18 protein-coding genes are annotated in these 21,246 nt (G+C 49.8%); 13 read left to right on the top strand and 5 right to left on the bottom strand.

Annotated features, from left to right (window positions below; genetic code table 11):
- The 9 genes from araB (at position 1) to cstA (ending at position 10,912) form a co-directional block, all read left to right on the top strand.
- Complete coding sequence (araB, locus tag OTK50_RS08900) at positions 1-1,686, top strand: ribulokinase (RefSeq protein WP_224223725.1); 1,686 nt, start codon at positions 1-3, stop codon at positions 1,684-1,686.
- Positions 1,679-2,368 (top strand): L-ribulose-5-phosphate 4-epimerase, encoded by a 690-nt coding sequence (gene araD / locus OTK50_RS08895; protein ID WP_003152509.1) that lies wholly within the window; start codon positions 1,679-1,681, stop codon positions 2,366-2,368. Before araB ends, araD begins: the two co-directional genes overlap by 8 nt.
- Complete coding sequence (locus OTK50_RS08890) at positions 2,346-3,152, top strand: HAD-IIA family hydrolase (protein WP_396021785.1); 807 nt, start codon at positions 2,346-2,348, stop codon at positions 3,150-3,152. Before araD ends, OTK50_RS08890 begins: the two co-directional genes overlap by 23 nt.
- Positions 3,149-4,333, top strand: coding sequence for a sn-glycerol-1-phosphate dehydrogenase (locus OTK50_RS08885; RefSeq protein WP_224223724.1), 1,185 nt, complete (start codon positions 3,149-3,151; stop codon positions 4,331-4,333). The genes OTK50_RS08890 and OTK50_RS08885 overlap by 4 nt, the downstream gene beginning before the upstream one ends.
- Positions 4,334-4,364: 31 nt before the next feature.
- Positions 4,365-5,660, top strand: coding sequence for an ABC transporter substrate-binding protein (locus tag OTK50_RS08880; protein ID WP_224223723.1), 1,296 nt, complete (start codon positions 4,365-4,367; stop codon positions 5,658-5,660).
- A gap of 41 nt (positions 5,661-5,701) precedes the next feature.
- On the top strand, positions 5,702-6,643 hold the full coding sequence (locus OTK50_RS08875) for a carbohydrate ABC transporter permease (RefSeq protein WP_007408105.1): 942 nt from the start codon (positions 5,702-5,704) through the stop codon (positions 6,641-6,643).
- Positions 6,644-6,661: 18 nt separating this feature from the next.
- Positions 6,662-7,489 (top strand): carbohydrate ABC transporter permease, encoded by an 828-nt coding sequence (locus OTK50_RS08870; protein ID WP_007612991.1) that lies wholly within the window; start codon positions 6,662-6,664, stop codon positions 7,487-7,489.
- Between the two features lie 16 nt (positions 7,490-7,505).
- The gene (locus OTK50_RS08865; RefSeq protein ID WP_012118142.1) at positions 7,506-9,005 is read left to right on the top strand and encodes an alpha-N-arabinofuranosidase; all 1,500 of its coding nucleotides are present in this window, start codon (positions 7,506-7,508) and stop codon (positions 9,003-9,005) included.
- 110 nt (positions 9,006-9,115) lie between these two features.
- Positions 9,116-10,912, top strand: coding sequence for a carbon starvation protein CstA (gene cstA, locus OTK50_RS08860; RefSeq protein ID WP_221663835.1), 1,797 nt, complete (start codon positions 9,116-9,118; stop codon positions 10,910-10,912).
- Between the two features lie 70 nt (positions 10,913-10,982).
- Here the strand turns inward: cstA and OTK50_RS08855 are convergent, their stop codons facing one another.
- The 4 genes from OTK50_RS08855 to sspI form a co-directional block, all read right to left on the bottom strand.
- Positions 10,983-12,311 (bottom strand): (Fe-S)-binding protein, encoded by a 1,329-nt coding sequence (locus tag OTK50_RS08855; RefSeq protein WP_221663834.1) that lies wholly within the window; start codon positions 12,309-12,311, stop codon positions 10,983-10,985.
- On the bottom strand, positions 12,308-13,720 hold the full coding sequence (glcD, locus tag OTK50_RS08850) for a glycolate oxidase subunit GlcD (RefSeq protein WP_015417962.1): 1,413 nt from the start codon (positions 13,718-13,720) through the stop codon (positions 12,308-12,310). Before glcD ends, OTK50_RS08855 begins: the two co-directional genes overlap by 4 nt.
- 99 nt (positions 13,721-13,819) lie before the next feature.
- On the bottom strand, positions 13,820-14,905 hold the full coding sequence (locus tag OTK50_RS08845) for a CdaR family transcriptional regulator (protein ID WP_110085484.1): 1,086 nt from the start codon (positions 14,903-14,905) through the stop codon (positions 13,820-13,822).
- Positions 14,906-14,966: 61 nt separating this feature from the next.
- Entirely contained in the window at positions 14,967-15,182 is a 216-nt protein-coding gene (sspI, locus tag OTK50_RS08840; RefSeq protein ID WP_003152527.1) for a small acid-soluble spore protein SspI, read from the bottom strand.
- Positions 15,183-15,302: 120 nt separating this feature from the next.
- Between sspI and OTK50_RS08835 the strand changes: the two genes are divergently transcribed.
- The 3 genes from OTK50_RS08835 to pheT all read left to right on the top strand — a co-directional run bounded on the left by OTK50_RS08835 (position 15,303) and on the right by pheT (position 19,873).
- Positions 15,303-16,049 (top strand): TrmH family RNA methyltransferase, encoded by a 747-nt coding sequence (locus tag OTK50_RS08835; protein ID WP_110085485.1) that lies wholly within the window; start codon positions 15,303-15,305, stop codon positions 16,047-16,049.
- Positions 16,050-16,410: 361 nt separating this feature from the next.
- Entirely contained in the window at positions 16,411-17,445 is a 1,035-nt protein-coding gene (pheS, locus tag OTK50_RS08830; RefSeq protein ID WP_003152530.1) for a phenylalanine--tRNA ligase subunit alpha, read from the top strand.
- A 13-nt stretch (positions 17,446-17,458) separates the two neighbouring features.
- Complete coding sequence (gene pheT, locus OTK50_RS08825; protein WP_012118137.1) at positions 17,459-19,873, top strand: phenylalanine--tRNA ligase subunit beta; 2,415 nt, start codon at positions 17,459-17,461, stop codon at positions 19,871-19,873.
- A gap of 36 nt (positions 19,874-19,909) precedes the next feature.
- On the opposite strand, the gene rnhC is transcribed toward pheT, so the two are convergent.
- The gene (gene rnhC / locus OTK50_RS08820) at positions 19,910-20,851 is read right to left on the bottom strand and encodes a ribonuclease HIII (RefSeq protein ID WP_110085486.1); all 942 of its coding nucleotides are present in this window, start codon (positions 20,849-20,851) and stop codon (positions 19,910-19,912) included.
- Between the two features lie 133 nt (positions 20,852-20,984).
- Here rnhC and zapA point away from each other — a divergent pair, with 133 nt between their 5' ends.
- On the top strand, positions 20,985-21,242 hold the full coding sequence (gene zapA, locus OTK50_RS08815; RefSeq protein ID WP_007408114.1) for a cell division protein ZapA: 258 nt from the start codon (positions 20,985-20,987) through the stop codon (positions 21,240-21,242).
- Positions 21,243-21,246: the final 4 nt, after the last annotated feature.

The following is a 21,246-nucleotide window of genomic DNA, read 5'->3' as shown; positions in this document are numbered from 1 at the left end:
ATGGCGTATACGATTGGTGTTGATTTCGGCACATTGTCCGGCCGGGCGGTGCTTGTCAATGTCCGCACGGGCGAAGAAATCGCGTCTGCGGTAAAAGAATATACTCATGCTGTCATCGACCGCACGCTGCCGAAGACGGGTGAAAAACTTCCTCGGGACTGGGCGCTTCAGCATCCTGCCGATTATATCGAAGTTCTGGAAACGGCGATTCCGAACCTGCTTGAGCAGGCGGGCGCTGATCCAAAAGACGTGATCGGCATAGGAATTGATTTTACCGCCTGCACGATTTTGCCGATAGACGGCGCGGGGCAGCCGCTTTGTATGCTTCAGGAATTTGAACGGGAGCCCCACAGTTATGTGAAGCTGTGGAAGCATCATGCGGCTCAAAAACATGCAGACCGTTTGAACACGATTGCCGAAGACACAAATGAAACATTCCTTAAAAGATACGGCGGTAAAATTTCTTCCGAATGGATGATCCCGAAAATCATGCAAATCGCGGAAGAAGCGCCGCATATATACGAGGCGGCAGATCAGATTGTGGAAGCGGCAGACTGGATCGTCTATCAATTGTGCGGTTCATTGAAGCGAAGCAACTGCACGGCCGGCTACAAAGCAATCTGGAATGAGGAGACGGGGTATCCGCCGGATCATTTTTTCGAAAGGCTTAACTCGTTAATGAAAACGATTACAAAGGATAAATTAAGCGGCTCCATTTATTCAGTCGGGGAAAAAGCAGGAGGTTTGACCGAAAAAATGGCGGAGCTGACCGGGCTTCTGCCGGGGACGGCCGTTGCCGTCGCCAATGTCGACGCTCACGTGTCAGTGCCCGCGGTCGGTATTACAGAGCCGGGGAAAATGCTGATGATCATGGGAACGTCTACCTGCCATGTGCTGCTCGGCGACGAAGAACATATCGTCCCCGGTATGTGCGGGGTCGTCAATAACGGCATCTTGCCCGGATATGCGGGATATGAAGCGGGGCAGTCCTGTGTCGGCGACCACTTTGAATGGTTCGTCAAAACGTGTGTTCCGAGAGATTATGAGAAGGAAGCTGAGGATAAACAAATAGACATTCACGAGTTGCTCAGCAAAAAAGCAGCTGAACTTGTTCCGGGGGAAAGCGGCCTTCTCGCGCTTGACTGGTGGAACGGAAACCGGTCAACCTTGGTGGACGCAGATTTGACGGGCATGATGCTCGGCATGACGCTGCACACGAAGCCGGAAGAAATCTACAGGGCATTGATTGAAGCGACAGCGTTCGGAACGAGGATGATTATCGAAACGTTCCGGGAAAACGGCGTTCCGGTCGAAGAGCTTTACGCAGCCGGAGGAATCGCCGAAAAAAATCCGTTTGTCATGCAGATTTATGCAGACGTCACAAATATGGATATTCAATTATCCGGGTCTCCGCAGGCGCCTGCACTGGGCTCCGCGATTTTCGGAGCGCTCGCCGCGGGACAGGGAAACGGGGGATTCTCCAATATTGCTGAAGCATGTGCGCATATGGGGAAATTAAAAGACGGCTTTTATGCCCCGAACCGGGAAAGAGCTGAGATTTATGACAGCTTATATGCGGAATATAAAGAGCTCGTACACTACTTCGGCAAAGAAAACAATGTCATGAAACGCCTGAAAGCCATTAAAAACCGTGATTTTGCGAAAGGAGGGAGCCGCCATGCTTGAAGCGTTAAAAGAAGAAGTGCTCGCTGCCAACCTGAAGCTTGAGGAACATAACCTTGTCACGTTTACATGGGGGAATGTCAGCGGCATTGACAGAGAGAGCGGGAGAATCGTCATTAAACCGAGCGGTGTCGATTACAGTGAGCTGACCGCTGACAAACTGGTCGTCCTGAATGAGGACGGAGACATTCTCGAAGGCTCGCTGAAACCGTCTTCTGACACGCCGACCCATCTTTATCTGTATAAAGCGTTTCCGGCGATCGGCGGAATCGTTCATACGCATTCCCGCTGGGCGACGAGCTGGGCACAGTCCGGAAGAGACATACCCGCTCTCGGAACGACTCACGCGGATTACTTTGAAAGCGCTATACCCTGCACGAGGGAAATGTATGAAGAAGAAATTGTGAAAGATTACGAATATCATACAGGCAAAGTCATAGCCGAAACCTTTCAAAACGAACCGTATGAACAAAATCCGGGTGTTCTCGTCCACAGCCACGGCCCGTTCTGCTGGGGAACGGATGCGCTGAATGCCCTGCATAACGCCGTTGTGCTCGAAACGGTAGCGGAAATGGCCTACCATTCGCTTATGCTGAACAAACAGCTCAGTCCGATCGACAGAGTGCTGCATGATAAGCATTTTTACAGAAAACACGGGGCGAATGCTTATTATGGCCAAACTTGACGCGGCCGGGTTTCTGATTGATTTAGACGGAACCGTATTCAGGGGGCGGGAGCTGATTGACGGCGCAAAAGAAGCCGTTCATACCCTTCAGTCACTGGGCAAAGCCGTTGTCTTTTTAAGCAACCGCGGCAATCTATCAAGAGCAATGTGCCGAAAGAAACTGCTGGGTGCCGGTATCCGCACGGATGAACGGAGCATCGTGCTGTCCTCCAGTGTGACGGCATCATTTTTAAAGAAGCATTATCCTTTGTCAAAGGTGTGGGTGTTAGGAGAGAAAGGGCTGACTGATGAACTCGCTTTAGCGGGTGTCGCCTTGGCGCAAAACCCGCAGGCGGCTGACTGGCTTGTCATCTCCCTGCATGAAACCGTCACCTACGAAGATCTGAATCTCGCTTTTAAGGCGGCTTCCTCCGGCGCGCGCATCATCGCCACGAACCGGGACCGCTCCTTTCCGAATGAAGGCGGCCATGCCATGGACGTCGCGGGAATGATCGGGGCCATTGAAGCATCCGCCGGAGCAAAAACGGAGCTTGTCATCGGCAAACCGTCTTGGCTGATGGCTGAGGCGGCATGTGAAGCGCTCGGACTTCCCCCTGAGGAATGCGCCATTATCGGAGACAGCCTCGAATCTGATATCGCAATGGGCAGGCTGTACGGAATGAAAAGCGTATTGGTTCTGACGGGGTCGGCCAAACTTGGGGAGCCCCGTCTATATGAACCTGACATCGTCCTTGATTCTATTAAAGACCTGACAGGATTAGCGAAGGAGGGAATCCTTTTATGAAACGTTCTCCTGAGGACATTCAATCCGAGTTTGACAAGGAAGGGGCCAGCCGCTCACCGATTCAAATAGAAGATATCGTGATCGGGGCGAATGCAAAAGAAGAGCTTCTCAGATTTCTGCAAAAAAAATGCTGGAATCATCCGGTCATCGTCTGTGACCGGAACACGTACGAGGCGGCGGGACGTCTGCTTGCGGACGAATTGAGGGCAGGCGGGATCAAAGCGTCAAAAGTCATCATTCCAGAGCATGAAGCCGGGGCCGCCGCGGCTGATGAGAGGACATTGGTCTATACGCTGATCAATCTCGCGGAAGAGACGGATGTCATCATTGCAGCCGGTTCAGGAACGATTCACGATATTACGCGGTTTGCCGCTTATCAGCGCGGATTGCCGTTTATCTCATTCCCCACCGCTCCGTCAGTCGACGGTTTTACATCGGCGGGAGCGCCGCTCATATTAAACGGAATCAAAACGACGATTCAAACGAAAGCGCCGATTGCCTTATTTGCGGATACGAATGTATTACAAGAAGCGCCCCGTTCAATGACAGCCGCGGGCTTCGGAGACATGATCGGAAAAATAACATCACTGGCAGATTGGGAGATTTCCCGCAGGCTTGCGGGTGAGCCGTACTCAGAAGCCGGGGCGAAGCTTGTGAAAGACGCGCTTTGGCAGTGCATTGATCACCGCGCTGACATTGCCATGGGAACGGAGGCCGGCATTCAGATACTGATGGAAGCGCTGATCGTTTCAGGTCTTGTCATGCTTGCGCTTGACCACTCCCGCCCCGCCTCAGGAGGAGAGCATCACATCTCGCATTGGATTGAGATGGAAATGCTGAAGGCAAAACAGCCTCCGATTCTCCACGGTGCGAAGGTCGGCTGTGCGTGCGCGGTGCTGAGTGATATTTACAAAGAACTGGCTTGTCACGAAAAGCTTGCTGAACTGCCGCCGCACTTTCGCGAGGCGATTCAATCTGCATATGAAGGGCTTCCCGACGGCAAAACAATTGCCGGGTGGCTCGCATCTGCGGGAGGTCCCGCCTGTTTCGATGAGATCGGTGTAAAACAGGACCTTGTCAGCGATGCGCTTAAGCATGCGCACACACTGCGAGACCGTTATACCGGTTTAACCATCATAAATGAAAATGCAGCGCTCTTTGCACATCATTTGCATCAATAGCCGCACGGCCTAAAGTGGAAGGGGTAATGACATGAAAAAAACGACCGCTGTATGTTTGGTGCTGATGATGCTCTTCTTGTTTACCGCCGGCTGTTCACAAGAACGGACTGCCGGCCGGCCGGGAGAAACAGAGCTGACGTTTTGGACGTTTAACGGTCTGCACGAACAGTTTTATCAGGAAATGGTCAAAGAATGGAATCAGAAATATCCGGATCGCAAAATCAAGCTGAATACCGTTGTTTATCCTTATGGACAAATGCATGATAATTTATCGGTTTCGCTGATCGCGGGTGAGGGGCTTCCCGATATAGCCGACGTGGAATTAAGCCGGTTCTCGAACTTTCTGAAGGGGAAGGATATCCCGCTTGCCGATCTGACGCCGCTGATTGAAAAAGACCGCGATAAGTTTGTGGAAGCGCGTCTGGCCTTATACAGCAAAAACGGAAAATTGTACGGCCTTGATACACATGTGGGGACGACCGTCATGTTTTACAACATGGATATCATGAAAAAAGCGGGCGTTGATCCCGCCTCCATTAAGACATGGGAAGACTACCGGCGGGCAGGGAAAAAAGTGCGTGAAACCGCTGGGAAACCGATGGGAACGGTTGAAACAAACGACTCCGCCACATTCCTATCCATGATTTCGCAGCAAGGGTCAGGCTACTACAGCAAAAACGGAAAATTGATTCTGAACAGCAAGACGAATACAGACACACTGAATTATGTAAAGGACATGGTAAATGATAAAACCCTTCTGCCGGCTCCCGGCGGCGGCCATCACAGCGAAGAATACTACGGTTTTATGAATCAGGGCGGGGCAGCCTCAGTGCTGATGCCTATTTGGTACATGGGACGGTTTATCGATTATATGCCTGATTTAAAAGGGAAAATGGCGATTTACCCTATGCCGGCCTGGAAAGAAGGCGGTGACAGATCAGCGGGTTTAGGCGGAACAGCCACCGTCGTGCCGAAGCAGGCTGAACATCTGAATCTCGCGAAAGAATTTCTCGGTTTTGCGAAAGGTTCAAAGGAAGGGAACATAAAGCTTTGGACGGTGCTCGGCTTTGACCCGCTCCGCTGGGACGTGTGGGATTCAAAAGAATTGAAGGAGAAAAACAAGTACACGGATTTCTTCCGGAACGGTACGTCAATTTTTTCCTCGCTCCTTGAAATAAAAGATGAGATCAATCCGATTTATCTGCATGAAGACTTCTCTAAAGCGGCTGATCTTGTTGTCAGACAAGTGCTGTTCGATGCGCTGAAGACGCAGGAAAAAACACCTAAGGAAGCCTTGGACGAGGCGGCAGAGCAATTAGAGAAATAGGAGAAGCCGCCCTATTTAACAGTGAAAGCGGGGGAGCTTTTATGAGACCTGTAAAGACAGAGACAGCGCAAACCGTTTCTGCAGTCCGGAAGAAGCCGCGCCGGCGCAATGTGCTGTATTCAAAAAAAGCGGCGCCTTATCTTTTTACGGCGCCATTTATCATTTCGTTTCTCGTTTTCTTTTTGTATCCGATCATCAGCGTGTTTATCATGAGCTTTCAGCGGATACTGCCGGGAGAAATTACATTTGTCGGGTTTTCCAATTATACCGCTCTTCTTAATCCAACCTTTTACACCGCACTGTTTAACACATTGGAATATACCTTCTGGACGCTGATCGTGCTGATTCCAGTGCCGCTTCTTTTGGCGGTGATTCTGAATTCGAAGCTCGTCAGGTTCAGAAATGTGTTTAAATCGGCTCTGTTTGTACCGGCTTTAACATCGACGATCGTAGCGGGAATTATTTTCCGTCTGATGTTCGGAGAAATGAATACGTCGCTTGCAAACGAGCTGATGATGAAGCTTGGCGCATCACCCCAAAACTGGCTCAACAACAAAGGTACCGGCATGTTTTTAATGGTGCTGCTTGCGTCATGGAGGTGGATGGGCATTAACATTCTATACTTTCTGGCCGGATTGCAAAACGTGCCGAAAGAATTGTATGAAGCGGCTGAAATTGACGGGGCGAGTACGTGGAAAAAGTTCCGTCATATTACCCTTCCATTTTTAAAGCCGGTGTCCGTTTATGTGTTAACGATCAGTATTATCGGCGGTTTCAGAATGTTTGAGGAAAGCTATGTGCTTTGGCAGAATAATTCCCCGGGCAATATCGGCCTCACACTTGTCGGTTATTTATATCAGCAGGGGCTTGCATACAACGAAATGGGGTACGGGGCCGCAATCGGAATTGTCCTTTTGCTTGTCATCTTACTAGTCAGCCTTGTTTCACTGAAACTGTCCGGTTCGTTTAAAGGGGAGGGATAAGCGTTGCGTAACAATCACATGTTTTCCGTGTACAGAGTCGCGTTTACCTTGTTTTTTATCATGCTGAGCCTGTTGTATATCTTTCCGATGATCTGTCTATTGCTCGGTTCTTTAAAGCCGTCATCTGAGCTGATGCGCATCGGGCTGAATCTGCGTCTTGATCCGGATGTGATGAGCCTTGATAACTACACCTATTTGTTCAACGGGGGGAGCATTTATTTCAAATGGTTTTTTAACAGCCTGCTGCTCGGCGTTCTCACCACGGTTCTCACGCTGTTTTTTTCCTCTTTGATCGGCTACGGACTCGGTGTCTACGAATTTAAAGGCAGAAATATTATTTTCGTTCTTGTGCTGATCATTATGATGGTGCCTCTTGAAGTGATGATGCTTCCGTTGTTCAAATTGACGGTGGGTCTTCATTTGATCGATTCTTATACGGGGGTGATTCTGCCGTTTATTGTGTCGCCAGTCGCCGTGTTCTTTTTCCGGCAATATGCGCTCGGACTTCCGAAGGATCTGCTTGATTCAGCGAGAATGGACGGCTGCACCGAATTCGGCATTTTCTTCAGAATTATGGCGCCGCTCATGAAACCGGCATTCGGGGCAATGATCATTCTTCAATCTTTAAACAGTTGGAATAACTTTTTATGGCCGCTGATCGTGCTTCGGTCGAAAGAAATGTTTACGCTTCCAATCGGACTTTCAGGGCTGCTGAGTCCGTACGGCAACAACTATGACATGCTGATTTCCGGGTCCGTTTTTGCGATACTGCCGGTGATCATCATATTCTTGTTTTTCCAAAAATACTTCATTTCCGGCCTCACAGTAGGCGGAGTGAAGGGATAGAGAGAGGGAGGAAATAATGAAAAAAGCGGGGATTACAGCAGATAAAGAATATATCATCGGTGAAGTGGACAAACGGATGTACGGATCATTTATAGAACATATGGGCCGGGCGGTGTATGAAGGCATTTATGAGCCCGGACACCCGAAAGCCGACAAGGACGGCTTCAGAACAGACGTGCAGGAGTTAATCAAAGAATTGCAAGTGCCGTTCATCCGCTATCCGGGAGGGAATTTTCTCTCGGGCTACAATTGGGAAGACGGCGTCGGGCCGGTGAAGGACCGCCCGCGGAGGCTTGATTTGGCATGGCAGACGACAGAAACGAACGAAGTGGGGACGAATGAATTTTTAACGTGGGCGAAAAAAGTGAACGCCGAAGTGAATATGGCGGTCAATCTCGGGACGAGAGGGATCGATGCCGCCCGGAACCTCGTCGAATACTGCAACCATCCTGAAGGGTCATACTGGAGCGACTTACGAAAATCGCACGGATATGAAAAACCTTACGGCATCAAAACATGGTGCTTAGGAAATGAGATGGACGGCCCTTGGCAGATCGGTCATAAAACGGCGCATGAATACGGACGGCTCGCCGCTGAAACGGCAAAGGTGATGAAATGGACGGACCCGACGATCGAATTGGTGGCTTGCGGAAGCTCAAACAGCGGCATGCCGTCCTTCATCGAGTGGGAGGCCGAGGTGCTTGAGCATACGTACGAGCATGTGGATTACATCTCACTGCATACGTATTACGGCAACCATGAAAATGATCTTGAAAACTATTTGGCGAAGTCGATGGATTTAGACCATTTTATTAAATCCGTCACAGCCGTATGTGATTATATGAAAGCGAAAAAACGCAGCAAAAAAACGATTCACCTTTCTTTAGATGAATGGAATGTGTGGTATCACTCAAATGAAGCGGATAAAAAAGTGGAGCCATGGATTACGGCCCGGCCGATTCTCGAAGACATCTACAATTTTGAAGATGCACTGTTGATCGGTTCACTGCTGATTACGATGCTGCAGCATGCGGACAGACTAAAGATCGCCTGTCTCGCCCAGCTTGTCAACGTGATTGCGCCTATCATGACTGAAAAGGGCGGAGAAGCATGGAGACAGCCGATCTTTTATCCTTACATGCACGCCTCTGTCTACGGGAGAGGGACTTCAATGAAGCTGCTGGTCACTTCCCCGAAATACGACTCAGCGGATTTTACGGATGTGCCGTATGTTGATGCCGCGGCCGTTTACCATGAAGAGGATGAAGCACTGACCATTTTTGCCGTCAACAAAAGTAAGGAACTGATGGAAACGGAGATAAAGCTGAGAGGGTTTGAAGATTACCGCATTATTGAGCATATCGTGCTGGAGCATCAGGATATGAAAGCGACCAATCAAAAAAACAGAAAAGAAGTTACGCCTCACTCCAACGGGACGTCTTCGGCGAATGCTGAAGGGATAACGGCTCATTTTACTCCGCTGTCCTGGAATGTCATCCGTTTATCAGGAAAATAATGTTCCGAAAAGCCGGGCTTAGCCGCCGGCTTTTTTTTACGCAAAAATCATCTGCTGTTATCTGATAATTGTGATAATATTTAGAAAAAGAGAAAAGGGGCTGGGATTAAATGAATGCGATTACAATCGTCATAGCGTCTATATGTATTTTGGCGATCGCCTATCGGCTTTACGGTACCTTTATGATGGTCAAAGTATTAAAAATCAATGATCAGACACCGACTCCGGCCCATGTGCTTGAGGATGGGAAAGATTATGTGCCGACGAATAAGTGGGTGTCATTCGGCCACCACTTCGCGGCAATCGCCGCTGCCGGCCCGCTTGTCGGACCGATTCTGGCAGCTCAGTTCGGCTATCTGCCCGGGCTTTTATGGCTGTTAATCGGAGCGGTGATCGGAGGAGCCGTGCACGATATTGTCGTATTGTTTGCATCAATGCGGAAAAACGGGAAAACGCTTTCTGAAGTCGCCAAAGAAGAGCTCGGCCCAGTGGCGGGTTTTTGCACGGGTCTCTCGATGCTGTTTATCATTACGATCACGATGGCGGGGCTGTCCATGGTTGTGCTGCACGCGCTTGAGAAAAACCCGTGGGGAACGTTTGCGGTGGGGATTACGATTCCGATCGCGATGGGGGTCGGCCTCTACTATAAAAAAACGGGCAATCTCAAACTCGCATCAACTGTCGGGTTTCTTTTGTTAATGGCCGGTGTTGTCATCGGGCCGTGGCTGCAGACAACGGCTCTCGGGGACATGCTGACACTGGATGCGAAAACGCTTGCAGTGGCGCTTCCTGTTTATGCGTTTTTCGCCGCGGCGCTTCCGGTTTGGCTTTTGCTGGCTCCGCGTGACTATTTAAGCAGTTTTATGAAAATCGGGGTTTTTGCCGCTTTGATCGCAGGCGTCTTTTTCGTCAATCCCGCCATTAAATTCCCGGCCGTAACGGAGTTTATTCACGGCGGAGGGCCGGTGATCGCGGGTCCTGTCTGGCCGTTTATTTCAATAACGATTGCCTGCGGCGCCATTTCGGGCTTTCATGCATTTGTCGGTTCCGGCACAACGCCGAAAATGCTGGATAAATGGAGTGATATAAAGCCGGTTGCTTTCGGAGCGATGCTTGTGGAATGTCTCGTCGGAATTATGGCGCTCATTGCAGCTGCCGCTCTTGAGCCCGCCGACTATTTTGCCATTAACAGCACGCCTGAAATATTCCGCACCCTCGGGATGAATGTCGTCCATTTGCCTGAATTGAGTAAAGAAATCGGGCTCAGTCTGGAAGGAAGAACGGGCGGCGCTGTTACGCTTGCCGTCGGAATGACGTATATCTTTACGGAGATTCCGTTTTTCAGTCATTTGGCTTCATACTTTTTTCAATTCGTCATTATGTTTGAAGCGGTGTTTATTTTAACGGCGATTGATGCGGGAACCCGTGTCGCCCGGTACTTGATTCAAGAGTTTTTCGGAGAGGCCTATAAGCCGCTGAAAAAAACAGACTGGCTGCCGGGCTCGATTTTCTCAAGCGCGCTCGCCTGCCTGCTGTGGGGCTATCTTCTGTATTCGGGCGACATCAGCTCCATTTGGGCGCTGTTCGGCGTATCCAATCAGCTTATGGCGTCTGTCGGCTTAATTATCGGTGCGACCGTCGTATTAAAAATAGCGGATAAGCGGCGCTATATGCTGACATGCTTGATTCCTCTCGCTTATTTGTATGTGACCGTCAACTATGCGGGTTATTGGATGGTGCGGTATGTGTATTTGAACCCCGAAGCGGCGGGATACAACGTGCTGAATGGCGTTTTATCCATTATCATGCTCATTCTCGGGCTTGTGATTATCATTGCGGCTGTGAAAAAATGGGCGAATGTATGGCGTGATCCGAGAGCCAGACTGGAAGCTTCAATACCCGGATAAATCCGCGGCCGTCCGAACATTGCAGTATCATAAAAAAAGCAGAGAGCCGATCGGTCTCTATGCTTTCATCTTATGACAAATCCGCCGCTTCCAAAAGGTAATCCGCCAAATGAACCGCGCGGACACGGCCTGTTAATCCTTCGCGTAAAATGCCGAGCTGCATTTGCAGAAGGCATCCGGGATTGGCTGTCACGATGACGGCCGCCTCCGTTTTTCCGGCGGCTTTCATCTTGCTGTCTAATATTTTCATAGACATCTCTGACTCTGTTATATTATAAATTCCCGCCGACCCGCAGCAGCTGTCGGCCTTTTCCATTTCTCTGTACTCAGCCCCTTTAATGCTTTTCAAAAGCGTGCGCGGTTCCTCTGACGTATGCATCACATTGCGGAGATGGCAGGAGTCCTGATATGTGACGATATGAGGAGACTGCACCCGCAGGTTTTTTTGATGGAACTTCAGATCAACCAGTACGGATGAAAAGTCTTTGAGCTTCCGGACGAATTGTTCAGCACGTTCCGCCCATCCAGGTTCATCTTTCAGTAAATGCGGATATTCCTGAAGAAAGGCGCCGCATCCGCCGGCGTTTGTAATGATATAATCAGCGTCAAGCGCTTCAAAAGCCGCGATATTCCGCTTGGCCAGTTCTTTTCCCATCTCTTTTTCTCCGCTGTGCCCGTGAAGCGCGCCGCAGCACGCCTGGCCGTCCGGAACCGCGATTTCACACCCGGCCGCCTGTAAAAGCGCCGTTGTCGCATGATTTGTCGCTAAAAACATCGTATCCATTAAGCAGCCCGAGAAAAAAGCGGCCCGTTTTTGGACGGGACCCGCGGCAGGAAGAAAACGCGGCCGTTCCTTCATGTCTTTCCGTTTCGGGGCGGGCGGGAGCACTTGTTCCATTGTGCGCAGATGTTCAGGCAAAACGCGCAGCATACCGGTTTTTCTGACGGCGGTCTGCAATCCCGATCTTTGGTATATTCCGAGAAGATTCACGGCTGTCTGCATGCGGTTTTGGTGTGGGAAAAGCCCGGTGAAGGCGGCTTTCCGCAATAGGCGCACGCCCGGCTTATATTTTTTATTTTGATGAATGATATCCCTCGCTTCTTCAAGCAGCTGTCCGTAATTGACCCCTGCCGGACAAACGGGCTCGCATGCCCGGCATCCGAGACACAGCGAAAGTGAGCGCTCGACATCTTCATCAGGCTCGATCAGTCCGTCAGTGACGGCTTTCATCAGGGCGATCCGGCCGCGCGGCGAATGGGATTCTTGAAATCCCGATTCGATATAGGTCGGACAGGAAGGAAGGCAGAAGCCGCAGCGCATACAGTTCAGCAATTCACCTTCATCCATGCGGTTTTTGAATTCTGTTTGAATGTGTTTCTGCTCTTTAGCCGTTGTCATTTCATCACCACCACGCGTTTCCTTGATGAATTGGCGAATATTTTTCCCGGATTCAGCAGATTTTGGGGATCAAGCGCTTGTTTGATCGCTTTCATGGCGGTGATGCCTTCTGTTTTCAGTTTCATTTCTAAATACGGCGCTTTTACGATGCCGACCCCGTGTTCACCCGTTATCGTTCCGCCCAGCTCAATCGCTTTTTCAAAAATGGCGGCAAAAGCTTTTTCGACACGTTCCATCTCCTCTGTATTTCGGATATCGGTGGTGCACGTCGGATGGAGGTTGCCGTCTCCGGCATGGCCGAAGGTGCAGATGGACAAGCCGTATGTTTCTGCAATCTCGTTAATGGCTTTGACCATGCTGGCAATTTGTGATCTCGGCACGGTCGCATCTTCCAGAATCGTTGTCGGTTTCAGCCGGGCAAGGGCTGATAATGCGGACCGTCTGGCCTCTGTAAGCGCGAATGCCTCTTCCTCGGTTTCAGCCGTTTGGACGGATACGGCTGCTCCGTTTTTACAGATGGCTTCGATTTTTTCCATATCTCGTCTGACCGTGTCGATGTCACCGTCCTGTTCGATCAGCAATACCGCTTTTGCGTCGGTCGGAAGCCCGATCTTGGCGTAATCTTCAATGACCTGCAGTGTCGGCTGATCCAGAAATTCGAGTGTCGCCGGAATGATTTTTTCAGCGATAATGGCAGAAACAGATTCCGCAGCCGCTTCAATATGTTCATAGAGTGCAAGCAGTGTTTTTTTCGTTTCCGGCTTCGGAACCAGCTTTAAAGTCGCTTCCGTCACAACGCCGAGCGTCCCTTCTGATCCGACGAAAAGCCGGGTCAGATCATAACCGGCGACATCCTTTGTCAGCTTTCCTCCTGTGCGGATGATATCGCCTGAAGCCAAGACGGCTTCAAGGCCGAGGACATAATCCCGGGTGACGCCGTACTTCAAACCGCGCAGCCCGCCGGAATTTTCATTAATATTCCCGCCGATCGTCGATATTTTCATGCTGCTCGGATCAGGCGGATAAAATAAACCTTTTTGTTCAACCGCACGGATCATATCTTGCGTGATCACGCCCGGCTGGACGGTTGCCGTCAAATTTTCTTCATCGATTTCCAGAATGCGGTTCATATGTTTGAATAAAAGCACAAGCCCGCCTTCAGACGGACATGTGCCGCCGCATAAGTTTGTGCCTGAACCCCTCGGCACGATCGGAATGTCATGCCTGCTGCAAATCGTTAATATACGGGACACGTCATCCGCGCTGCGGGGGGCGATTACCGCATCCGGCATGGCTTGCAGCTGAGGAGCCGCATCATAAGAATACACAAGACGGCCCGCCGCCGAATCATCATAATTCTCCTTCCCGACCGTCCGGATGAACGCTTCTTTTGCCTCTCGTGAAATCATGTTCTCCCAACCTCCCTGATAAGAAAAGCGTTTTCATTTAATTGTAAAGAAAAACGATTCCGCACACTATGGAGAAACATATAAAAAATGATGATATGATTACGTGCTATTTGTATGTTGATCTAAAAAGCGCAGCGCCAAATAAAAAGCTGTTATGTCTTCAGGGCGGTCAAGCTTCATATTTGTCAGTGATTCCAGTTTGGAAAGACGGTAGCGCAATGTATTGATATGAATATGCATGTCGTCGGCGGTGCGCTTTAACGATAATTGCCGGTCGAAAAAGGCGCGCAGCGTATCCAGAAGTTCTTCCCGGCCGAGTACATGCTCGAGAACCCGCCGTGAAAATTCCGACCTCGTGCCGGGTGTGATATCGGCAAGACACATATCCAGTTTTAAATCTTCTTCAAAGACGGCCTGCTTGTCACCGATTCCGGCTGAAAGTGCTTTATCCGCCTGTTCGTATGATTCCGTGAGGCGCTCTCCCGGAACGATCCGTCCGATGCCGGCGGTGACAGGCTGCCCGAAAACGGCGCCGATCTTTTTAATGAGCTGTGTTTTGGAAGCCGAATTTGCTTCATGATTAATGAGAATGCGTTCATTTCCCCAGCGGACAAACAGGTCTTCAGGGCATTCGTACTTCCAGAGCCGCCCGAGCTCCTCCGCTTTATATTGCTCATAACGGCCTTGAATGAGTATGATCCGGCGGTATGCGTGAAGGTCTGCGCCGATGAGCTTTGCTTTTTCTAAAAAGCCCGGAGACCATTCTTTCAGCTGCAGCCAATCAACCATAAAGGATTCAAGCATTCTCGCACGCCACTGCGCTTCTTCCATATGGCGCGTTTCTTTAATAAACAGCTCCGTCATTTTTCTGAGCAATTCTCCGAAAGGCAGGATATCGTCAGGGTCTCCTGTCAGGCCGAATACTCCGATCACTTCATGGCCTGAAAAAACGGGGAGGTTCAGTCCTGCTTTTACGCCCTCGAGCCGTTTTTCATCTTCTTTCGTAATGATGACATTCCGTTTTTCGCGCGCGCAGATCAGTGCGCCTTCATGAAACCATCCGGCGCGCGCCTCGTTGGTGCCCGCGATGATCATCCCTTTTGTATCGGCAATAATCACTTCGCGGCTGTACATATGTTTGACTTCGGCAATCAATTTCTTTGCCAGTTCCGGCTGTAACTGCATGGCGATCCCCCTCGCCATTATTATACAAAAAAAACCGGGTGTCCCATCACCCGGTTCATGTTTATTGCGCAGGTTTTAATCCGCCTTCAAGTGTTTTGAGCATTTCATTTTTTTCTGAGTCCGACGCATGCTGCCAAAGAACTTCGAATAAGACGCCGAGGCCCGGAAGCATTTTTTCTTCACCGCTTTGGATGGCGTCAACGATAGTATGCTCCAGCTGATCCTGGTTATTGCCGGTTACATTGGCAATAACGGCGTTGCGTAAATTAAGATCCATTACAACCGCTCCTTTTTTCTGAATGTGATACGCATATTCTTACCGCGCACGCGGTTTATTATGTGCTGTTCTTAAGATATAATAACAACATGCATGAAAAAAGGAGAGCACAGACATAAAGTGAAACGAATCGACTCTGCAAAAAACCAAAAAGTGAAGGACTGGAAAAAACTTCACACAAAAAAAGAGAGACTTAAAACGAATACATTTCTGATAGAAGGAGAGCATCTGGCAGAAGAAGCGCTCAAATCAAAGGGAACGGTAAAAGAAATTCTCGTAAACGATGAGAGCGCCATCCCGGCCGATCTGGACATGAGCATTCCGTGCTTCGTGCTGAGCGAAGACGCGTTTTCAGCCGTGACGGAAACAGAAACGCCGCAGCGGATCGCCGCGGTCTGCCATATGCCGGATAAGCAGCCTGATCAGCTGAAGCGGCTGCTTCTGATTGATGCCGTGCAGGACCCGGGGAATTTAGGAACAATGATCAGAACGGCAGATGCGGCGGGCATCGACGCCGTTGTCCTTGGTGAGGGAACGGCAGACCCGTACAACGGAAAAACGCTGCGTTCAGCACAAGGATCTCATTTTCATATTCCCATTTTAAAACGTCCGCTTGATGAGTTTACCGCTGAGCTGAAATCACAAGGCGTCGCGATCTACGGCACGGCGCTTGAAAACGGTGCGGCTTATCAAAGCGTGAAGCCTGAAGAATCGTTCGCGTTAATCGTCGGGAACGAGGGGGCGGGAGTGGACGCAGGCCTTCTGCAAAAAACCGATCTCAACCTGTACGTTCCGCTGTACGGACAGGCGGAATCGCTGAATGTGGCGGTAGCGGCCGCCATCCTCGTTTATCATCTCAGAGGATAGGTTGCGAAAAGCCTTGGATTTCACTATAATAGATAGCAATAATGTAAAAACCGTGACAGAGGACGTCAATTTTTGCACACACTGCCTTCCAGGGAGAAAATGCCGCTGACTGAGAGCATTTTTATCGCAGCACAGAAATTGATTTTCACCTCTCGAGTTGTCACCGGGACCGCGCCAAACGCGCGTAAAGGTGAACCGGAACGATCGTTTCCGTTATGTCAATGAAGCTGTCGGCAGATGAAGTCTGCCTTAAAAAGGGTGGTACCGCGGCCACAACTCGTCCCTTCTCTCAAGGGGCGGGTTTTTTTGTTTTCTGAAAAAGGCATAGAACGGTTTGGTTTACATAAAAGGAGGATGCATGATGGAAGAGAAGCTTAAACAGCTTGAACTGGAAGCTGCAGAAAAAGTAGAAGCGGCGGGTTCATTAAAAGAAGTTAACGACATTCGGGTGCAATATCTCGGAAAAAAAGGGCCGATTACAGAAGTTCTCCGCGGCATGGGCAAACTGTCCGCCGAAGAGCGCCCGAAAATGGGAGCGCTCGCCAATGAAGTGAGAGAGCGCATTGCAGCAGCCATTACGGCGAAAAATGAACAGCTTGAACAAGAAGAAATGAATAAAAAACTCAGCAGCCAGACGATTGACGTCACATTGCCGGGCAGTCAGGTAAACATCGGCGGACGCCATCCGCTGACGGTCGTTATTGAAGAAATTGAAGATTTATTTATCGGCATGGGATATACCGTCGAAGAAGGCCCTGAAGTGGAAACGGATTATTACAACTTTGAGGCGCTGAACCTGCCGAAGGAACATCCGGCCCGCGACATGCAGGACAGCTTTTACATTACAGAAGAAATGCTGATGAGAACGCAGACGTCACCGGTGCAGACGCGCACGATGGAAAAGCATAAAGGAAAAGGCCCCGTCAAAATCATTTGTCCCGGTAAAGTGTATCGCCGCGACAACGATGACGCGACACATTCCCATCAATTCATGCAGATCGAGGGTCTCGTCGTCGACCGCAAAATCAGCATGAGCGACCTGAAAGGCACGCTTGAATTGGTCGCCAAAAAAATGTTCGGCCAAGATCGTGAAATCAGGCTCCGTCCGAGCTTTTTCCCATTCACAGAGCCTTCTGTCGAGGTGGATGTGACCTGCTTTAAGTGCGGCGGACAAGGCTGCTCCGTCTGCAAAAAAACAGGCTGGATCGAAATTCTCGGCGCCGGCATGGTTCATCCGAACGTGCTGAAGATGGCCGGATTCAATCCTGAGGAATACCAGGGTTTTGCTTTCGGAATGGGTGTTGAACGTATCGCGATGCTGAAATACGGCATTGAAGATATCCGCCATTTCTATACCAATGATGTCAGATTCATTTCGCAGTTTAAACAGGCGTAAGAGGAGGATACACATGTTTGTTTCTTATAAATGGTTAGAAGATTACGTTGACTTGCAGGGAATCGACCCGGCCGTGCTTGCAGAAAAAATTACGAGAGCCGGTATTGAAGTTGAGGGTATCGAGTATAAAGGGGAGGGCGTAAAAGGCGTTGTCATCGGACACGTGCTTGAGCGCGAACAGCACCCGAATGCCGACAAACTCAACAAATGCCTTGTTGATATCGGTGCGGAGGAACCCGTGCAGATTATCTGCGGCGCCCCGAATGTTGATAAAGGACAGAAGGTTGCCGTTGCAACGGTCGGAGCCGTGCTTCCCGGCAATTTCAAAATTAAAAAAGCCAAGCTGCGCGGCGAAGCGTCTCACGGCATGATCTGTTCCCTTCAGGAGCTCGGCATTGAAAGCAAGCTCGTGGCGAAAGAATATGCGGAAGGCATTTTCGTTTTTCCGAATGATGCTGAAACGGGAGCTGACGCAATGGCGGCCCTTCAGCTTGATGATGCGATTTTAGAATTGGGCTTAACGCCGAACCGCGCCGACGCGATGAACATGCTTGGCGTGGCTTATGAAGTTGCGGCTATCCTCGGCGCAGAGGTAAAGCTTCCGGAGGCTTCATATGAAAAAGCGGCAGAAAAAGCGGCGGATGCTGTTTCCGTTAAGGTTGAAGATACGCAGGCCAATCCGCATTATGCCGCAAAAATCATTAAAAACGTCAAAATCGGCCCGTCTCCGCTTTGGATGCAGACGAAACTGATGAATGCAGGCATCCGCCCGCATAATAACGTCGTGGATATTACAAACTTCGTCCTCCTTGAGTACGGACAGCCGCTTCACGCTTTCGATTACGACCGGTTCGGTTCAAAAGAGGTCGTCGTCAGAAAAGCGGCGGAAAACGAAACCATCGTAACGCTGGATGAACAAGAGCGCAAGCTGTCAAGCAGCCATTTGGTCATCACAAACGGAAAAAAAGCGCAAGCCGTTGCGGGAGTCATGGGCGGAGCTGAGTCTGAAGTCCGCGAAGACACCACTGCGATTTTACTGGAAGCCGCTTATTTCGACGGACAGACCGTCCGCAAAGCGTCGAGAGACCTCGGACTGAGAAGCGAAGCGAGCGCCAGATATGAAAAAGGCATTGATCCGGCCCGCGTTTTGCTGGCGGCTGAACGGGCCTGCAGTCTCATTCAGGCATATGCCGGCGGAGAAGTGCTCTCAGGCACGGTTGAAGAAAACCATCTGAAAATCGAAGCAAACAATATTCACGTGTCTGTTGAAAAAGTGAACGCCGTGCTCGGTATGACAATCGCTAAAGAAGAAATCATCAGCATTTACAAGCGCCTCGGGTTTGCAGTCGGTGAAGCTGAAGACGTTCTCGTCGTAACGGTGCCGTCGCGCCGCGGAGATATTAGAATAGAAGAAGACCTGATTGAAGAAGCGGCGAGATTGTACGGGTATGACAATATTCCGTCCACGCTTCCGGAAACGGCCGGCACGACAGGCGGCTTGACACCGTATCAGGCAAAACGCCGGAAAGTGAGACGTTTCCTTGAAGGAGCGGGTCTTTCACAAGCGACCACTTATTCATTAACGAATGATAAAAAAGCGGCCGCTTTTGCGATCGAAAAATCATTCAACACGATGCTTGCTCTGCCGATGAGCGAAGAAAGAAGCATTCTCAGACACAGCCTTGTGCCGAATCTTCTTGAAGCCGTTTCATACAATCTGGCCAGACAGACTGATTCCGTTGCTTTATATGAAACGGGTTCTGTATTTCTGACGAAAGAAGAAAACACAAAACCGGTTGAAAAAGAACGGGTTGCCGGAGCTGTAACCGGATTGTGGCGCAAAAATTTATGGCAGGGTGAGAAAAAGCCGGTTGATTTCTTCGTCGCCAAAGGAATCGTTGAAGGCCTGCTGCATCAATTGAATGTGTCAGACCGGGTTGAATTTGTCCAGTCAGAACGCAAAAACATGCATCCCGGCCGGACGGCAAACATTCTATTGAACGGTTCGCTTGCCGGATTTATCGGCCAGGTGCATCCGGCAATGGAAAAAGAGCTGGATATCAAAGAAACGTATGTGTTCGAGCTTGATCTGCACGCGCTTCTGACCGAGGAAACAGAACCTGTCGTGTATACGCCGATTCCGAAGTACCCGTCCGTCACGCGCGACATTGCGCTTGTGGCAGATAAAACCGTTACAAGCGGACAGCTCGAAGCTGTGATCAAAGAAGCCGGCGGCGCGCTGCTGAAAGAAGTCACCGTATTTGATGTGTACGAAGGTGAGCATATGGAAGAAGGCAAAAAATCCGTCGCCTTCTCGCTCCAATATGTTAACCCTGAACAAACATTGACAGAAGAAGAAGTGACAAAAGTACATGAAAACGTGCTGAAAGCGCTGGAAGAAACGTATCAGGCCGTATTAAGAGGATAAAGAAAAAGCTTGCAGATCACTCTGCAAGCTTTTTTATTATGACCGCTTCCGTTCAACAAGGCGTTTCGCTTTTTGCGTATTGGCAAAATGAAGTTTGGTGAACGTTCTGAGCGCACCTTCTCCCTTATTGATGATCAGCTTGGCGGCAGCTTCATCGACGTGCGGCCCCGCGCCTTTTGGAATCGTCATCCCAGCCTCACGCGAAAGCTTATCCATTTCAATTAAGAAAGAATATCGCGCAATGATAGAGGCTGCGGCGACGGAAAGATGTATGCTTTCCGCTTTCGTGCTGAAAAACGTTTTTTCTTTTACGATATCCCGTCCGGAAAGATGCTTAAAATAAATGCCGGGCTCTGCGAATTGGTCAATCAAAATCGCTTCCGGTTTAACGCCGTTCATTTTACTCAGCAGATTGGAAATCGCCTGATTATGAAGGAGCGCCTTCATTTTTCCTTGGCTCATGCCTTTTTCCTGCATCTGATTGTATTTTTCGTTTTTTAACACAAGCAGGCTGTAAGGAATGGTTTTAATTAACAGTTTGGCGATTTCAATAATCTGCGGATCTTTTAAATCCTTCGAATCCTTCACACCGAGTTCTTTCATTAAAGAGAGCTTTGATTTGTCGGCGTAGGCGCAGGCAACTGTTATCGGCCCGAAGTAATCGCCTGTTCCGACTTCATCAGAGCCGATCACTGACATGGAGGCAATGCCCGCCGGGGGAGCGTAGAGCGGGTCGGCCGCTTTTTTGACGGTTTTCTTTGCTTTCGGCGCCTCAGCCGTTCCCCAGCGGGCCGCTTCTGTGCCGGCGTTTTTTCCTTGAAAGAGAACCTTGCCCGAGCGGTAGGCTGTAATGGTACAGCCCGGAGGCTTAGCCTGGAAGACGGCGCCCTGCGGAACGGCGGGAGTAAGGGAGCCGGCATAGGATTGTTTCATTTGTTCCATTGCGGAAGCGGATACTTTTATAACAGAATGGGACACGATATAATCTCCTTTTTTGGCACTTTTCACTGTATATACCAGTGTATCATAACAGCCTGAGGCTCGTCTTTCCATTCAAACGATAATCGTGGTATGATAGGAACTAGGATTCTCGCGGAATGGAGGAGAAACGTTGTCTGACGGCAAAAAAACCAAAACGACAGTAAACATTTACGGCCAGCACTTCACCATTATCGGGGAAGAAAGCAAAGCGCACATGCGCCATGTGGCCGGAGTGGTTGATGATAAAATGAGAGAAATCAACGAGAAAAATCCATATCTTGATATAAATAAGCTCGCTGTATTGACTGCGGTCAATGTCGTGCATGATTATATGAAACTGCAAGAAAAATATGAAATACTGGAGCGGCAGCTTAAAGAAAAGGAATGAACAC

Source organism: Bacillus sp. NEAU-CP5 (genome assembly GCF_026420705.1).
Taxonomy (GTDB): domain Bacteria; phylum Bacillota; class Bacilli; order Bacillales; family Bacillaceae; genus Bacillus; species Bacillus velezensis.
This window is presented reverse-complemented; position numbering and strand designations above follow the sequence as displayed.

Coding starts and splice junctions, on each gene's coding strand:
- araB (WP_224223725.1), top strand. CDS start 1: ATGGCGTATACGATTGGTGTTGATTTCGGCACATTGTCCGGCCGGGCG.
- araD (WP_003152509.1), top strand. CDS start 1,679: ATGCTTGAAGCGTTAAAAGAAGAAGTGCTCGCTGCCAACCTGAAGCTT.
- OTK50_RS08890 (WP_396021785.1), top strand. CDS start 2,346: ATGCTTATTATGGCCAAACTTGACGCGGCCGGGTTTCTGATTGATTTA.
- OTK50_RS08885 (WP_224223724.1), top strand. CDS start 3,149: ATGAAACGTTCTCCTGAGGACATTCAATCCGAGTTTGACAAGGAAGGG.
- OTK50_RS08880 (WP_224223723.1), top strand. CDS start 4,365: ATGAAAAAAACGACCGCTGTATGTTTGGTGCTGATGATGCTCTTCTTG.
- OTK50_RS08875 (WP_007408105.1), top strand. CDS start 5,702: ATGAGACCTGTAAAGACAGAGACAGCGCAAACCGTTTCTGCAGTCCGG.
- OTK50_RS08870 (WP_007612991.1), top strand. CDS start 6,662: ATGTTTTCCGTGTACAGAGTCGCGTTTACCTTGTTTTTTATCATGCTG.
- OTK50_RS08865 (WP_012118142.1), top strand. CDS start 7,506: ATGAAAAAAGCGGGGATTACAGCAGATAAAGAATATATCATCGGTGAA.
- cstA (WP_221663835.1), top strand. CDS start 9,116: ATGAATGCGATTACAATCGTCATAGCGTCTATATGTATTTTGGCGATC.
- OTK50_RS08855 (WP_221663834.1), bottom strand. CDS start 12,311: ATGACAACGGCTAAAGAGCAGAAACACATTCAAACAGAATTCAAAAAC.
- glcD (WP_015417962.1), bottom strand. CDS start 13,720: ATGATTTCACGAGAGGCAAAAGAAGCGTTCATCCGGACGGTCGGGAAG.
- OTK50_RS08845 (WP_110085484.1), bottom strand. CDS start 14,905: ATGCAGTTACAGCCGGAACTGGCAAAGAAATTGATTGCCGAAGTCAAA.
- sspI (WP_003152527.1), bottom strand. CDS start 15,182: ATGGATCTTAATTTACGCAACGCCGTTATTGCCAATGTAACCGGCAAT.
- pheS (WP_003152530.1), top strand. CDS start 16,411: ATGGAAGAGAAGCTTAAACAGCTTGAACTGGAAGCTGCAGAAAAAGTA.
- pheT (WP_012118137.1), top strand. CDS start 17,459: ATGTTTGTTTCTTATAAATGGTTAGAAGATTACGTTGACTTGCAGGGA.